The organism is Cellulosilyticum sp. I15G10I2 (genome assembly GCF_900095725.1).
Taxonomy (GTDB): Bacteria; Bacillota; Clostridia; order Lachnospirales; family Cellulosilyticaceae; genus FMMP01.
Window position 1 is genome coordinate 197,316 of sequence record NZ_FMMP01000007.1, and the last position, 15,115, is coordinate 212,430.

General features: G+C 37.5%; 13 protein-coding genes. 8 read left to right on the forward strand and 5 right to left on the reverse strand.

Going from position 1 to position 15,115, the window contains the following annotated elements; genetic code table 11:
* Nucleotides 1-20 precede the first annotated feature (20 nt).
* The 3 genes from BN3326_RS07720 to BN3326_RS07730 are packed head-to-tail and all read right to left on the reverse strand — an operon-like array spanning nucleotide 21 to nucleotide 3,557.
* A complete protein-coding gene (locus BN3326_RS07720) occupies nucleotides 21-1,034 on the reverse strand; it encodes an ABC transporter permease (protein ID WP_069998612.1) in 1,014 nt (337 codons plus the stop codon).
* Nucleotides 1,027-2,037: an ABC transporter permease gene (locus tag BN3326_RS07725; protein WP_069998613.1), complete on the reverse strand. Its 1,011-nt coding sequence runs from the start codon at nucleotides 2,035-2,037 to the stop codon at nucleotides 1,027-1,029. The genes BN3326_RS07720 and BN3326_RS07725 overlap by 8 nt, the downstream gene beginning before the upstream one ends.
* Nucleotides 2,034-3,557 carry a sugar ABC transporter ATP-binding protein gene (locus BN3326_RS07730; protein ID WP_069998614.1) on the reverse strand — a complete coding sequence of 508 codons (1,524 nt, stop codon included), beginning with the start codon at nucleotides 3,555-3,557 and terminating at the stop codon, nucleotides 2,034-2,036. Before BN3326_RS07730 ends, BN3326_RS07725 begins: the two co-directional genes overlap by 4 nt.
* A gap of 317 nt (nucleotides 3,558-3,874) precedes the next feature.
* On the opposite strand from BN3326_RS07730, the gene BN3326_RS07735 reads away from it, so the two are divergent.
* The 5 genes from BN3326_RS07735 (at nucleotide 3,875) to BN3326_RS07755 (ending at nucleotide 9,109) form a co-directional block, all read left to right on the forward strand.
* Nucleotides 3,875-4,807, forward strand: a complete 933-nt coding sequence (locus BN3326_RS07735; RefSeq protein ID WP_242875966.1) for a sugar-binding transcriptional regulator — start codon at nucleotides 3,875-3,877, stop codon at nucleotides 4,805-4,807.
* Between the two features lie 50 nt (nucleotides 4,808-4,857).
* Nucleotides 4,858-6,426: an autoinducer-2 kinase gene (gene lsrK, locus BN3326_RS07740; RefSeq protein WP_069998615.1), complete on the forward strand. Its 1,569-nt coding sequence runs from the start codon at nucleotides 4,858-4,860 to the stop codon at nucleotides 6,424-6,426.
* A 33-nt stretch (nucleotides 6,427-6,459) separates the two neighbouring features.
* A complete protein-coding gene (locus BN3326_RS07745; RefSeq protein WP_069998616.1) occupies nucleotides 6,460-6,798 on the forward strand; it encodes a cupin domain-containing protein in 339 nt (112 codons plus the stop codon).
* Nucleotides 6,799-7,121: 323 nt separating this feature from the next.
* Nucleotides 7,122-8,084, forward strand: a complete 963-nt coding sequence (locus BN3326_RS07750; RefSeq protein WP_069998617.1) for an ABC transporter substrate-binding protein — start codon at nucleotides 7,122-7,124, stop codon at nucleotides 8,082-8,084.
* 272 nt (nucleotides 8,085-8,356) lie between these two features.
* On the forward strand, nucleotides 8,357-9,109 hold the full coding sequence (locus BN3326_RS07755; RefSeq protein WP_069998618.1) for a CAP domain-containing protein: 753 nt from the start codon (nucleotides 8,357-8,359) through the stop codon (nucleotides 9,107-9,109).
* Between the two features lie 60 nt (nucleotides 9,110-9,169).
* Here the strand turns inward: BN3326_RS07755 and BN3326_RS07760 are convergent, their stop codons facing one another.
* Nucleotides 9,170-10,843 carry an HD domain-containing phosphohydrolase gene (locus BN3326_RS07760; protein ID WP_069998619.1) on the reverse strand — a complete coding sequence of 558 codons (1,674 nt, stop codon included), beginning with the start codon at nucleotides 10,841-10,843 and terminating at the stop codon, nucleotides 9,170-9,172.
* A gap of 246 nt (nucleotides 10,844-11,089) precedes the next feature.
* Here BN3326_RS07760 and BN3326_RS07765 point away from each other — a divergent pair, with 246 nt between their 5' ends.
* The 3 genes from BN3326_RS07765 (at nucleotide 11,090) to BN3326_RS07775 (ending at nucleotide 13,524) form a co-directional block, all read left to right on the forward strand.
* Nucleotides 11,090-11,530, forward strand: coding sequence for a rhodanese-like domain-containing protein (locus BN3326_RS07765; RefSeq protein ID WP_083258592.1), 441 nt, complete (start codon nucleotides 11,090-11,092; stop codon nucleotides 11,528-11,530).
* 190 nt (nucleotides 11,531-11,720) lie between these two features.
* Nucleotides 11,721-12,569, forward strand: coding sequence for a CvfB family protein (locus BN3326_RS07770; RefSeq protein WP_069998620.1), 849 nt, complete (start codon nucleotides 11,721-11,723; stop codon nucleotides 12,567-12,569).
* Nucleotides 12,570-12,663: 94 nt separating this feature from the next.
* Nucleotides 12,664-13,524, forward strand: coding sequence for a DUF6930 domain-containing protein (locus tag BN3326_RS07775; RefSeq protein WP_069998621.1), 861 nt, complete (start codon nucleotides 12,664-12,666; stop codon nucleotides 13,522-13,524).
* A gap of 82 nt (nucleotides 13,525-13,606) precedes the next feature.
* Here the strand turns inward: BN3326_RS07775 and BN3326_RS07780 are convergent, their stop codons facing one another.
* Complete coding sequence (locus tag BN3326_RS07780; RefSeq protein WP_069998622.1) at nucleotides 13,607-15,112, reverse strand: ABC transporter ATP-binding protein; 1,506 nt, start codon at nucleotides 15,110-15,112, stop codon at nucleotides 13,607-13,609.
* Between the last annotated feature and the right edge of the window lie 3 nt (nucleotides 15,113-15,115).

The window sequence follows — 15,115 nt, forward strand, 5'->3', positions numbered from 1 at the left end:
AAGATATTGATTGAGATGACCTAAGCTCTTTTTATCTTACGGAATATTTCATGAACGCTTTTCATTAGTTTTGCATTACTTGTAATAGTCCTGCCTGCAACTGCAATAATTAATAGTAATCCGATTGGAATATCTAGATACTGAGTAGATAACCCTACCATAACCAGCCCAAATCGCATAAATCCAATCACGACAGCTGCGAATGCCGTTCCAATAACGCCCCCCTTGCCCCCTAAATTTGAAGTCCCCCCAAGAACAACTGCAGTAATAATAGGAAGAGTAAGTTCCTTTCCAAGATCTGCCCTGGCTGAACCAAGATAACTTGTTAAAACAATACCTGCAACAGATGCACTCATCCCCGAAAGAACATATGTACTCATAATGACCCATTTTGTCCTGATCCCTGAATATTCTGCTGCCTCCTGATTAATGCCACAAAGAAAGATGTATCTTCCGTACTTTGTCTTATGTAAAATGATATATCCTACTAAAGCGAGTACAATAAAAATAACAACTTGATTTGGAATACCAAATATATTGCCTGTCGCAAGCGCTATAAATGATTTAGGATAGCCGCTGATTCCTTCAAATGCACTGGATGAAGATAAATTGACGACCAAAAGGGCAATTCCCGAATAAAGAAACTGTCCGCCCAAAGTGACAACCATGGCCTGAACCCTGGTAAAAGCAACAAAAAAGCCACTAATCGCACCACAAACAGCCCCAATACAAATAGCTGCAACCACCGCCATCCAAATATTAAATCCTGCATCCTGCCACAATACCCCTAAAGAAATGGAACTGAGTCCTACAATAGAACCAGCCTGAATATCCATCCCCCCTGTTATAAGTACAAACGTTACAAATAAGGATATAATGCAAATGCAGATAAAGTCATTAATACTTCCAAGCAGTACCCTTGCCTGTAAAAACTTAGGATTTAAAAGACCAAAGATAATAATCTCTAAGATCAGCGTTACAACAAGAAAGTTTTCCCACCGCAAACATTTACTTTTCAAGGTCTCTTTATTCATTGTGCGCACCTCCTTGTGTTGAGGTCCTTGCCAAAAGCCTCTTTCTTCTGGCTTTTTCAGCTACACGTCTTTGAATCAATGCGTCTGCAACAACAATAATAATAAGTAAAATCCCCGTAATCGTATTGTCATAATCAGAAGAAAATTTTAAGAATACCAATACTCTGCTAATAGATGACATAATCGTTGCGCCAACGGTTGCACCTACTACAGTACCAACACCACCGCTTAGGCTGATGCCTCCTAGTACACATGCTGCGATAGCTTTCATTTCATAACCATTTCCCGCAGTCGGGGTTACAAATCCAACGCGGCTTACATAAACCACTCCAGCAATGGCTGCAAAAATGCCGCATACAACAAATGCTATAATCTTAGTCTTATTTACAGGAATACCAATTAAGTTTGCTCCTGATTCATTATCCCCAACGGCTGCAAAGTACCTGCCGCGATTAGTCTTTGTAAGGCAGATATGCACCACGGCCATTAACAGCAGTGCACCAAAAAAGAAATAGGTTAAGGTATTCATGATCGTTGCTTGAGAAATAGCCTTAAAAGGATAAGGTATATTCTCAACCCACTTCCCATTTGTATAGACATAAATAGAACCTCTTACTACCCCATTAACCCCTAAGGTCATTATAATGGAAGGTATTTTTAATACGGTAACACCTATGCCATTGATAAAACCAACTGCTGCCCCTACCATAAGTGCAGCTATAACCGCTATACTCCAAGAGCTTCCGTCTCTTAGCAGTGTTGCCGAAACGGCCGCCGCAAGCCCGAGGGTCGCTCCAATAGATACATCTATCTCCCCGCTGATAATAACAAAAGCTATCCCAACAGCTAAAAGCACATAAACAATACTTCCATTAAAAATGAGCAGCAGATTTTTGAACCGTAGAAATGAAGGATTTACCGCACCTACAATTAAAAAAATTGCAGTTAAAAAGATTAAAGAAGATATTTCTCTGGCTTTAAAAATACGCTTTAAAGTTTTCATGCGTGATCATCCCCCTCATAAACACCAAATGAGGCTGCAATCAATCTATCCAGATCAATTTGATGTTTTGAAAATCTATGATTAATGTGGCCTTGATACATCGTAACAGCCCTATCACATAATTCTACAATCTCTTCAAAATCAGAGGAGATAAGTAGAACAGCTACCCCCTGTTTCTTGAGTCCATCAATAATTGAATAAACGTCCCCCCGTGCTCCGGCATCTATCCCACGGGTTGGTTCATCCAGTATAACTACTTGTGGTGCTGTAGAAAGTGCTCTTGCGATAACAACCTTTTGCTGATTCCCCCCCGAAAGAGACCCCATCATCTGATTTTGACCTGTTACCTTAATTCTAAAATGCTGAATATATTTCTCTCCTAACATTTTCTCTGCTTTTCCATTTAAGAAAAACTTACTCATTTTTCTAAGATTTGCAGAAGAAATATTTGAGCCTACATCCGTAATCTTAAAAATACCATTTAAATATCTGTCTTCCGGCACATAATTCAACCCTTTATCAAGTACCACCCTTGTTGGAGCCCCTGTAATAGCCTCCCCGTTTAAAAGTACTTCTCCTGATATAACTTGATCCATTCCAAAGATAGTTTTTGCAAAATCTGTGCGCCCAGCACCCACTACGCCAGCTACGCCAAGGACCTCCCCTGGGAAAACCTCCAAATTGATATCTTTAAACCCATAACCGGTAAAATGCTTTAATTCTAATGCAGGCTTTAAATGGGTATAGTCAAGCTCTTTTGATTTCTCAGAAGTCTTAAGTTTGATGTCAATCGGCAGCAGGCCTTTTACTAGATCTTCCTTTGTAAACGCATTAACTGTTCCCTTTAAAGTAATCAAACCATCTCTCATAATGGCTACCTGTGTTGCGATCTTAAAAACCTCTGTTAGGCGGTGTGTGATATAGAAAATACTGATGCCCTTACGCTTTAAATCTTCAACTAACTTAAACAGTGATTCTACTTCATTAAATGTCAATGATGAGGTCGGTTCATCTAGAATTAAAATTTTTGCATTTCGAAGTAACCCTCTTAAGATTTCTACTAGCTGTTGCTCTGCGATAGTTAAGGTGTCTGCTTTACGGTCTAATTTAAGCTGCCATCCTAGCTGATCCATAATATTTATCATCTGCATATGTAATTCGCTTTTTTTATCAGGAAAACCAATAGCAATATTCTCTTCAACGGTCATATTCGGAAATAACATGGGCTCCTGTGGTACTAGATAAATACCATGTGCAAGTGCAGCAGCAGGTTTTGATAGTTTGACCTTTTCTCCCCTAAGAAAAATATCTCCTTTATCCGGTTCATAGATTCCCATAATGATTTTCATAAGTGTACTCTTTCCCGCACCATTACCACCAATTAAGGCTAATACCTCGCCACACTTTACATCAAGATCTATTCCTTTAAGTACAGCATTAGATGCGAAGGATTTACAAATACCTCGTATGGCTATCATTGTCTCTTTAATATCAATAGGCACCTTATCGGCAACTTGCATTCTTCTCCCCCCCTTTCTCAATTTTTATACATATGTTCAGCTCTCTATATTTTGTTTTAACTTTAGCCTGATTCATAATTTGTCTTTAATCTTTGTTTTATGTTTTTTGAAGCAGTAAAAGTGCAGTCCTTTGATATGTTTATATTATATGTAGCACCCTAGGCTCGTAGTACTCTACATGTTTTTTTATAAAAAATAATATTTAGAGTCATAGGTTTTTAACATACTGACATACTCCATAAAAACGAAACATATGATATAACAAAAAACAATTGTTAGCTAAATCTTAGGTCATATCATTAAAGGAGTGCCAAAATATGATGTTAAAAATAGAAAAGGAATTTGAAGAAAGCTTAATGGTAAAAACAGCCTGGTATTACTACTTAGAAAATATGACACAGCAAGAAATCTCTGATCATTTAGGACTTTCGCGCATGAGAGTCATCAAACTCTTAGAGCGGGCAAGGCAGACTGGTATTGTACAGTTTCAAATACGCTCTAGTTTAAGTAAGCGGATGGAACTCGAGCAAACTTTAGTCCAGAAATACAATTTAAAAGACACTTATATTGTCCCAACAAATCCTAACAGCGAGGAAGTTAATGAAACCATTGCAAAAGCAGCTGCTATGTACGTTGGCAGCCGCATTTCAGACAACTGTTTTATTAACCTCGGTTATGGAGATACACTCTCACGTACGCTCAACCATCTTGCAACCAATGTGGACTCAGCCGTATCTTATGTCTCTTTAACAGGTGGTGTAAGCTACTACTTACCAAATATACAATCTAATGTCTTTAATGGGAAACTCTATTTAATGCCCGCACCCTTAATAGCTTCATCACAAGAGATGGCAGAAGCTATTAAAAATGAGACTTCAATTAAGGAAATCGAGAGCATGAGCAAACTGGCAAGTATGACTATTGTGGGCATCGGTGCCATGAATAATGATGCTACAATCCTTAAATCATCTACGCTTAGTCAAAATGATTTTATATTGTTAAGTATGCAGGGTGCTGTTGGTGATGTTTTATCTCACTTCATAGACCAAGATGGTGCACTGTTAGATACAGAAATAGATTCTAGACTCATCAGTACACCGCTTTCTACACTCAAGGAGCTTAATAATGTCATAGCTGTATCTGCTGGTGATAAAAAAGTAACGGCTATAAGAGCAGCACTAAAGGGGGATTACATTGATGTTTTGATTACAGATGAAAATACCGCTCAGAAACTGATTGAATATAAATAACACCTTATGTAAAACACTCATTTTCTAATATATCTCGGGGGAGGAATAGTATGAGTAAGCAAAAATATCTAATGGCTATTGACGCTGGTACAGGCAGCGTAAGAGCAGTCATTTTTAACACAGACGGTAATCAGATCGGTGTTTCTCAGCAAGAATGGGAACATAAAGAAGACCCCAGGTTTCCAGGTTCTATGGATTTTGATTGGTCTTACAACTGGATGCTCGCCGCTTCTTGTATCAGGCAGGTTTTAAAAGAAACCAAGATAGACGCTAAAGACATTGCCGGTATTTCAACGACCTGTATGAGAGAAGGCATTGTCTTATATAATGCTGAAGGTGAAGAGATATGGGCTTGTGCAAATGTAGATGCTCGTTCAAGCGGCGAAGTAGCCGAACTTATTCAACGGTCAGCTACACTAGAGAAAGAAATTTATAACGTCTCTGGGCAGACTTATGCCCTTGGTGCACTGCCCCGTCTGCTTTGGGTAAAAAATAAAATGCCTGATATCTATGAAAAAACAGCAAGCATCAGCATGTTTAATGATTGGCTTATTTACAAACTAACTGGCATTATGTCCACAGAGCCAAGTAATGGCTGTACAACTGGTATTTTTGATATAAAAAAGCGTATTTGGGATACATCAATAGCTGAAAAATGTGATATTAAAACGAATATTTTTCCTCCTGTTTTTGAAAGCGGAAGCTTTATAGCTAATGTAAATCCTAAAGCAGCTGAAATAACAGGTCTTTTTGAAGGGACGCCTGTTATCGCCGGCGGCGGTGATGCACAGCTTGGCTGCATCGGCGTCGGAGTAGTCTCTCCGGCACAGGCTGCTGTTTTTGGCGGAAGCTTTTGGCAATATGAATTTAATACAGATGAAGTAAGAACTGACCCTGACTGCCGTGTTCGTGTTAACGCTCACGCGGTCCCTCATATATGGCAGTATGAAGCAATAGCTTTTTTTCCAGGGCTTGTCATGCGCTGGTATCGAGATGGATTTTGCCAACTTGAGATGCAAAAAGCCAAAGAAGACGGCAAAGATCCTTATTACTATATGAATAGGGAAGCCGAAAAAATCCCCGCTGGAAGTCATGGCATGATGTGTACTTTTTCTAATATCATGGATTATATTTGTTGGAAACATGCGTCTCCTACCTTTACTAACTTTGCTCTAGATGCTGAAAAGTTTAACCGCTATACCTTTTATAGAGCTATTATGGAAAATGCAGCAATGGTTACAAAAGGTAATATGGAGCGCGTCGCCTCCCTCACTGGAAATACGCCAAGTGAAATTATATTTGCATCTGGAGCTTCTAAGAGCCCACTCTGGTGTCAGATCCTAGCAGATGTTTTAGGCGTGCCTGTTCGTGTACCAAAAGTAAAAGAGGCCACATCCCTTGGAGCTGCTATCCTTGCAGGCATTGGCACAGGGTTGTTTGACACTATTGATAATGCAGTTGCTAAAATAGTTCATATGGAAAAAACCTATTATCCGGATAGTAAAAATCATCTGCTTTATAATAATTTGTATCAAGACTGGAAAGAAATATATAGTGCGCAACTTAAGCTTTGTGATAGAAAACTAACTAAAAACATGTGGATTGCACCCGGCATTTAACTTTAAACTTTTATAATATAAGGAGGAATGTTTATGTTTATTGTTGATGAAAAAGATAGAGACTACCGTTTTGGCGACAGTGGGCCCAAATATTTAATGCGTGGACCACGAATGAATTTTGCAATTGTTCAATTTCAGCCCGGTCAAGATTTTCAGGCACATTATCATAACGTTATGGAGGAAAACTTCTATATACTTGAAGGTGAAGTGGATATCTTTGTTGATAACGTAAAGTATACTTTAAGACAAGGTCAGATCATACATATTGAACCTAAAGAGATACATTATATCATTAACAATTCAGATGCCGCTGTAAAAATGATTTCAACTCTTGCACCATTTATGGATGTAGATAAAGTAGATGTAGATTAATATAACGTACCCTATGAGGCAGATTAACTAAATTCGCTCTCATAGGGTATTTTAAATACAGATTTTATATTTATGCTTTAGTAATCTAATCTTCTAATTCTTACCCCTCTCATATAGCCTATTACTAGCATTTGATCATACGAGTCCACTTTATGGTTCACCATTTGAGTATACCCCTTAATAATTTTTACAAATAAATTCTGTAAGCATATAAGTCTTCTAACTTGGAGATAATAAGTTTTAAATGTATAAAATGAGCAAGACTCCGCAAAAATAAATTATCCAGTTTATGAAAGGGGGCGTAAAATCTGAAAAAGTCATTTGTGTTAAACCTATTTTTAACATGTATATTATGGATTAATATAGTAGGTATACAAAAAGCAGCCCCGCCTCAAGTGCCAATACGCCCCCCCTCAATATATATACCGGTTATTGCAAAAGGCCAAGCGCCATTTTGGGAGGCTGTTAGATCTGGTGTAGAAAAAGCAGCTGTTGATTATGGGGTTCGTGCTGTATTTGGAGCACCCGCAACCGAGCAGCCTCCCGATATCATTACACAGCTTAATTTATTACAGAATGCATTAGCTAATAATCCAGATGCCATTGTCCTTGCAGCACTTGATTCACACATTGTTACGCCCTATTTAGAAAGAGCAAGAGACGCGGGCATTCCAGTAATCGGATTTGACTCAGGGGTTGATAGTCCTATTGTTAGTACTACAGTCGCAACGGATAATTATGAAACTGGTGAACTGGCAGCTGATAAAATGGCACAGCTTATAGGCGGTACAGGTAAAGTAGCCATTATCGCTCAGGATCAAACAAGCAAGTCATCTATAGATAGACGGGATGGATTTTTAAATACACTTATACAAGAATATCGTGACATTGAAGTTATTCCCACTCAATACAGTCTAGGTGATACCGAAAGAGCAACTGAAGTTGCAAAAGAGCTGCTAATGGCTCATCCAGATGTTAAAGGTGTCTTCGCTATAACTGAAGGCACAACTCAAGGTCTTATCAATGCAGTTAAAGATCTTAACAAAGTGGGTGAAATTACACTTATTGGTTTTGATGCAGGCCAGCCGCTAATTAATGCTATTAGAGAAGGGATTGTAGCAGGAGCCATTACACAAGATCCAATGAATATAGGGTATCAAGCTGTAACGACTGCTATCCGAGCAGCTAGAGGTGAAAATCTCCCAGCATTCATTGATACTGGTTTTGCATGGTATGATAAATTCAATATAGATAATCCAGAAATCCAGCCGCTTCTTTACGAATAAAGAAGCGGTTTAATTCTAAAAAGACTATTCACTGTTTCTGTACAGTAATAGTCTTTTTTTGTGCCATTGTTTTACTTTTAGTCTCTCCCCTTACTTTACTCAGATCAACTATTCGCAGTAATTATTCTCTTCAATATTAGGTATCTCTTGGTAATTACCCTTTATAGGTTGTTTTATAGTTTGTAATATTATATAATAAATTTGTAACAAATAGTTAACATTTACGCAATATATCAACTTTTTATATAACCATTACAAGGAGGATACTTACCATGAAAATAAATAAAAAATTATCTAAACTTAATTTATCATTACTAGCTTCCTTTGTTGTACTCGTAGGTTCATCTAGTGTATTTGCAAGTTCAGCATCAGCTTGCACACCAAGTACCAAATTAAATGTTACAAATTTTAGAGCAAATACAGGTAATTGTACTACCCCAGCAGCTTGTAAAACACAAGCTTCATGTCAAACATCAGCTTCATGTAAAACACAGACTTCATGCAACACCTCAACTTCATGTAAAACATCAGGCGGATGCAAAACATCAAATAATATAAAAGCACCAGCTGCAGCCGTGACACCTACTGAAGTTAAAATACCTGCTAAAACAACTCCTGCAGCACCAGCTGTTACAACAGATAACTCTGCTCTTGCATACGAAAATAAAGTACTAGAACTTGTTAATGTTGAACGTCAAAAAGCAGGGCTTAAGCCTCTGCAAATGGATGAAGCTGTACGTAATGTCGCTCGTATGAAATCTCAGGACATGCAGGCTAAAAAATACTTTGACCACAACAGCCCAACTTATGGTTCACCATTTGATATGATGAAACAATTTGGGATCAGCTACAAAACCGCCGGTGAAAATATTGCTATGGGTCAAAAAACACCTGAAGAAGTCGTTAACGCTTGGATGAATAGCCCAGGTCATAGAGCGAATATCTTAAAACCAGCCTTTACACACATTGGTGTAGGCTATGTTGCAAACGGCAGCTACTGGACACAAATGTTTATTGGTAAATAATCTATTTAAAAACGCTGAGCGCTCTTTTGTTAAGCAAAAGAGCGCTCAGCGTTTTTTATCTTATAACTCTAACTCATTATTTCGGATTAGTTCAAGTAAAGCCTCCACAATATGTGCATCTAATTGTTTACCCTTACTATTTATGAGTTCTTTCACAATTTCCTGATCTGTCAAGACATCCGATCTATAAATACGGAAGCTGGACATGGCATCATAAGCATCTGCTACAGCAAGTATCTTCGCCTCAATACGGATTTGATGATCAGTCAAATGATAGGGATATCCCTTTCCATCAATACGCTCATGATGCTGCAATAAAATTTCAGAAGATTCCTTTAAAAACTCAACTTCCTTAATCATGTCATAGCCGATCACAGGGTGCTTTTTAATAAGATCATATTCCTCTTGGGTCAATTTCTCAACTTTATTTAAAACAGATTCAGGAATACCAATCTTACCAATATCATGCAGTATACAGGCAAACTCCAACTGTGCTCTTTGCCTTTCTGGTAAATTTAGCTTCTTCATTAACTTTTTTGAGATTATGCCCACACGATCACAATGTCCTCTTGTATATTCATCAGAGGCTTCAATGGCATTTGCAAGTGCCTTTACTGTTTTGATATAATTTTGATCCCGCTCAGCCATTAGCTCATTAATCTGCTCTAACATATTGTTAAAGCTCTTAGACAAAGCCCCAAACTCATCATTAGACCTTACCACTGAACGAATATTTAAATTCCCCCGTCCAACTTCTTTAGTGATAATAATCAACCTATTGAGTGGCCTAAGCAAGTTTTTAGAGCCAAAAAAGGCAAATAATACACTCAATAAACTTGTCCCTAAAACAATCAAAAAAACTCTAATTTTCATTTCACGTAAATCTGCTTCAAAACCTGTTTTTGTAATAGCTATAAGCTTCCAATTATTGATACTAAGCGGTGTCCATGAAATAATGTATTTATCTCTATTAATTTCTTGAATCTCAGTGACTGAACTTTGACTTATCTTTTCAATAAAATTCTTGGTAAAAAATTGAATATCAGAAGAATTATGAGCGATAACTTCATTACTCTGATTAACTAAAAAGATATTAGCATTTTTTGCAAAGCTTAGATTATTGATAATTTCTGTAAATTTTTCAAGTTCAATGTCTACTCCAATAACGCCTTTTAATACTCCGCTCTCATAAACAGCCTTAGAAACGGTTTGCAGAATTTTTCCGGAGTCTCCTGCATCAAGATAGGGCTCAGTCCAAAAAATTTCACCCGCCTGCTGAACCGTTCCTTGATACCAGTCTCTCGTCCTTGCATCATAATCCAGCGGCATACTTGCATCAACAGGTGCTACATAAATAGATCCGTCTGATTCCAAGGCATAGTAAAGCCATGTAATGTCATGCATGGAGCGTGTTAGTCCCACCCACTGTTCATAAATGGCTTCAAAATCCTCTGGTATATAACTCACTACTTTAGAAGTGGAAGAAGGCTTATTGTACCCGATAATATCTGGTGACTCAGACCAGTAATTAACAACATACTCCATATCGAATATTAGCTTATTAAAGTAATATTCACTGATGTTCATAAGCTCTTCTTCATTTTTTTCCTTGATGATATCAATGGCGAGGCTTTCAGAATCTCTATAGTTTAAATACCCTAAAAAAATATTTGAGGTAAATATGGTAAAGACAATTAAGCAAATAATTTTAGTTTTAACACTTATTTTAATCATTGCATACGTCCTTAAATTAATGTTTTCTACATTGTACCATTTTATACTACAACCTTTCCATATATTTAAAGAATAATTTGACGAATTATAAAATTTTAATATATTTTACGCGTTAATACAAACTCTATCACGCGCCGTCTCTATTTAATGTAATAATATCACTGACAAGTTTTAACTGTTAATATAAAATAGCTTTAGGCGATACACTAAGTCTAATGACTAGAATAAATAAAGGATGTGATTCAATTGAAAAAAAACAACAAACTCTTAATTCTATTTATGTCTACTCTTCTTGTTGGCTGTGGAACAAATAGCATTTCAAATAGTAATCTTCCGGAAAATACAGACTCACAAGTTCAACTAAAATCTGCTTATCAAAAGCTCGATCAAAGTACTGCTAAGCAAAACCTAGACACTAATGACGCTATTATACTCGTTGATGTACGAACGCCAGAAGAATTTGAAGAAGTACGTATTCCAAACAGTATTCTTCTTCCAGACTATGATATCACAAAACGCGCACCTGAACTATTACCCGATCAGGATTCCCTTATCTATCTATACTGCCGTAGCGGCAGACGCAGCCAAGAAGCTGCTGAGCGGCTACTTGATATGGGCTATACCAATGTCTATGATATTGGGGGTATTATAGACTGGAGATATGAAACAGTAACGGGTGGCGAGTAATCAATCTCCTTGCCGTTTGATTAGGCATGAATAATCTGTTATAATAAAGCATCACTCATTTATCTGCTCCCATTATGATTATTTACTTTGCGACTTAGTTATAATAAGAGATAGCATAAATGTTTTTTATTTAACTTGTCCATTTATAGCACATAAGATAAATTCATGGTATTAAGAGGAGAAATTTAAGATGATAGAACTAGGAAAAATTCAAAACCTAAAAGTTGTAAGAAAAACTGAGATTGGCGTTTATCTTAACTCAGAAGCTAGCAATGGAGAAGCTGATATTCTTCTGCCTAAAAGTCAGGTTCCACCTGAAACTGAAATAGGCGATATAATAGAAGTCTTCGTCTACAAAGATTCAGAAGACAGAATGATTGCTACAGTTAAAAACCCAAAGGTAACCCTTGGTAATCTAGCTGTATTAAGTGTCGTACAGATCACCAGAATTGGGGCTTTTTTAGATTGGGGCCTTGAAAAAGACTTATTTTTACCTTTTAAACAACAAGTAGGTGAGGTTGTAAGAGGAAAAAGTTATTTAGTTGGTATTTATATAGATAAAAGCGATAGACTGTGTGCAACTATGAAAGTATATGACCTGCTTAGCTGTGAGTCTCCCTATAGTGAAAACAGCAAGGCTCAAGGCATTATTTATAGAATCACAGAAGAATACGGCGCATTTGTAGCTGTAGACAATAAATATCATGGGCTCATTCCTCACAAGGAAATCTATGGCAGTTATAACATAGGGGACACCGTAGATGTAAGAGTAAAAAAAATCAGACCAGATGGCAAACTCGAACTCAGCTTAAGAAAACAAGCCTTTTATCAAATGGAAGATGATGCCCAAAAAATCATGAATAAATTAAAGTTAAACGGTGGCAGTCTTCATTTAAGCGATAAAAGTTCTCCAGAAAGCATTAAAACTGAACTCAATATGAGTAAAGCGTCTTTCAAAAGAGCGGTAGGCAGACTCCTAAAAGAAGGCGCTATCAAGATAACAGATGATGGTATCCAAATAACTTGGGAAATGGATTAGCATAAAATTGCTAACTATTTTTTGATATTCTTTATATTATTATGATTTTTTGGACATAATTAAACTATTCATTTTAAATACTGTGGAGGTTAGTATGTCTGGTCAATTATATTATGAAGAATTATCAAAGCCATTTATATTTAATAATGATCTTTTGTGCGGCACAATTAAAGCTATGGCACCTACTTTTTCTGGTGGTGAATGTATTTTATCTGTCTTACCGTCATCTTTTAAATGTAACATTAAATCCGGCAATTTTTCTCCTAGCATTCTTTATATGCTGGCTACTTCTATGACCTGCTGTATTCTTATAGACGGGACGACACTTACAGATGCATATGATACGCCTTCAGAATATCTTCAAGAACTTCTGACACACTTTGGGACTAACCTAGTGGCTAAACAAGTTAAACCACAAACTATTTTAGTCGATACACCCTATATCTATCATCTTTTAAACAATTTCTGCGAGAAGTGTGGCATTGACCTTTCAGTTGTAAAAGAGCTTAAATATGCGCCTTATTTTATCTCTGTTGCACTTTTTGAAGAAGGGGCAAGTGAGGCAGTAGTAGAGGCTTTAGGCGGTGATTTAATAGAAGATGAGGATTATTTTGAAACCCCAGAAGAATTTTCATCCCTTTATTACCCTAAGTTTATGGAAAGTACATTTGCAAAAGACTTTTCCAGAAGCCAGCTTCTAAAAATCAAACCTTATATCGAGCTTTTTTCTAAAATGATGTGGGAAGATGCAGATGAAATACCTTATGATTGGTCTGAAGACAGTCTCAAACAAATAGGTGCACTGATCCTGCATGGCGACTTAAACCTGCGTCCCGATGAAGCTCACGATTTTTTACAGGTACTAACCAGCTTTCTAAAGTTCTTAGATACTGTCCTTGGCTTTGATATTTCTACGGATCTTTTGCCTGTAGTTAATGAACTCAGCGCCGAATAGGCGTACTCACGCCTTTTCAACTAAAAATGCCAGAGGCCTATTCATTTAATAGGCTCTCTGGCATTTTTAATATATCTGCTTATTATACTGCAATGCCTGCCATCAGCAGGCCTAGTTTCTCTCTTGTTGCCTCTTTTTGATCCATAGTTCCCATGATTTTTCCTTCATACATGACAACAATACGATCAGATAGCTCTAGTATTTCATCTAGTTCGGTAGAAACCAACACCACCGCCGCGCCCCGGTCCCGTTCCTCTACAATACGCGCCTGAATATACTTGGTTGCCCCAATATCTAAGCCCCGATCTGGGTGCATAGCTATGAGTAAATCTGGTTTTCTGTCTAATTCACGGCCAACAACAAACTTTTGCTGATTGCCGCCTGAGAGGTTGCCCGCTTTCTCCATGATGTCTGGTGTCTTAACATTATAAGCCTTACAGAGCTTTTGACTATGTTTGTTGATCCATTTCCAGTTAAGAATGCCGCCTTTAGAGTAGGGCCCTTTGTCATAACTCATCAATATAAGGTTTTCTTTAATAGACATCTCTTTGATCATGCCCATTTTATGACGGTCTTCTGGAATATGCGCTACATTGTGTGCGAGTATTTGTTTGGGGGTATAAGCCGTGCAGTCTGTCCCGTTAATCATAACTTTTCCCTTTTTGGGTTTAAATAAACCTGTTATGCATTTAATAAGCTCCGATTGTCCATTGCCATCAACCCCGCAGATGCCAAGTATTTCTCCTTGTCTGGCTTCGATACTTACACTGTCTAAAACCTGTACTTTCTGTGCATTTTCATAACAAATAGCTTCTGCTAAGAGTACTGTTTTTCCTGGATTTGATATTTCTTTGTGCGTTACAAGCTCCACATTTTTACCTACCATAAGTGTCGCAAGATGCTGTTTATCCACAACTTCTTCGATTTTTACACTGGCAACCACCCGCCCTTGGCGCAGTACAGTACATCTGTCGCAAATCTCCATAATTTCTGTAAGTTTATGACTAATAAAAATGACCGTATGTCCTTCTTGTGTAAGCTGTCTGATCATCTCAAAGAGTGATGTGACTTCTGTTGGTGTAAGTACTGCCGTAGGTTCATCTAAAATGAGAAGCTGTGCTTTTCTATAAAGCGCCTTCAAGATTTCTAAACGTTGCTGCTGTCCGATAGACAACCTGCTGACCTTTTCCCACGGGTCAATGTGCATATTATATTTTTCGGCCATTTGGATAAAGCTTTTGGCTGCTGTATGTAAGTCTAGTACACCCTTATTCTCCTTCATGCCAAGTACAACATTTTCTATAACCGTTAGGGCTGGAATAAGCATAAAATGCTGATGCACCATCCCGATACCCCGCGTAATAGCATCCTTAGGGTCTTTAATGCGTATTCTTTCTCCTTTTAAGTAAATCTCGCCTTCTGATTGTGCATACATACCATATAGGATATTCATGAGAGTAGATTTACCCGCTCCATTCTCACCTAAGAGGGCATGCACCTCTCCTTTTTGAACCTGAAGATTTACGTCCTCATTGGCAATAACAGATTGAAATCTCTTGGTAATATGTTTCATTTCAAGCAAAACCATCTT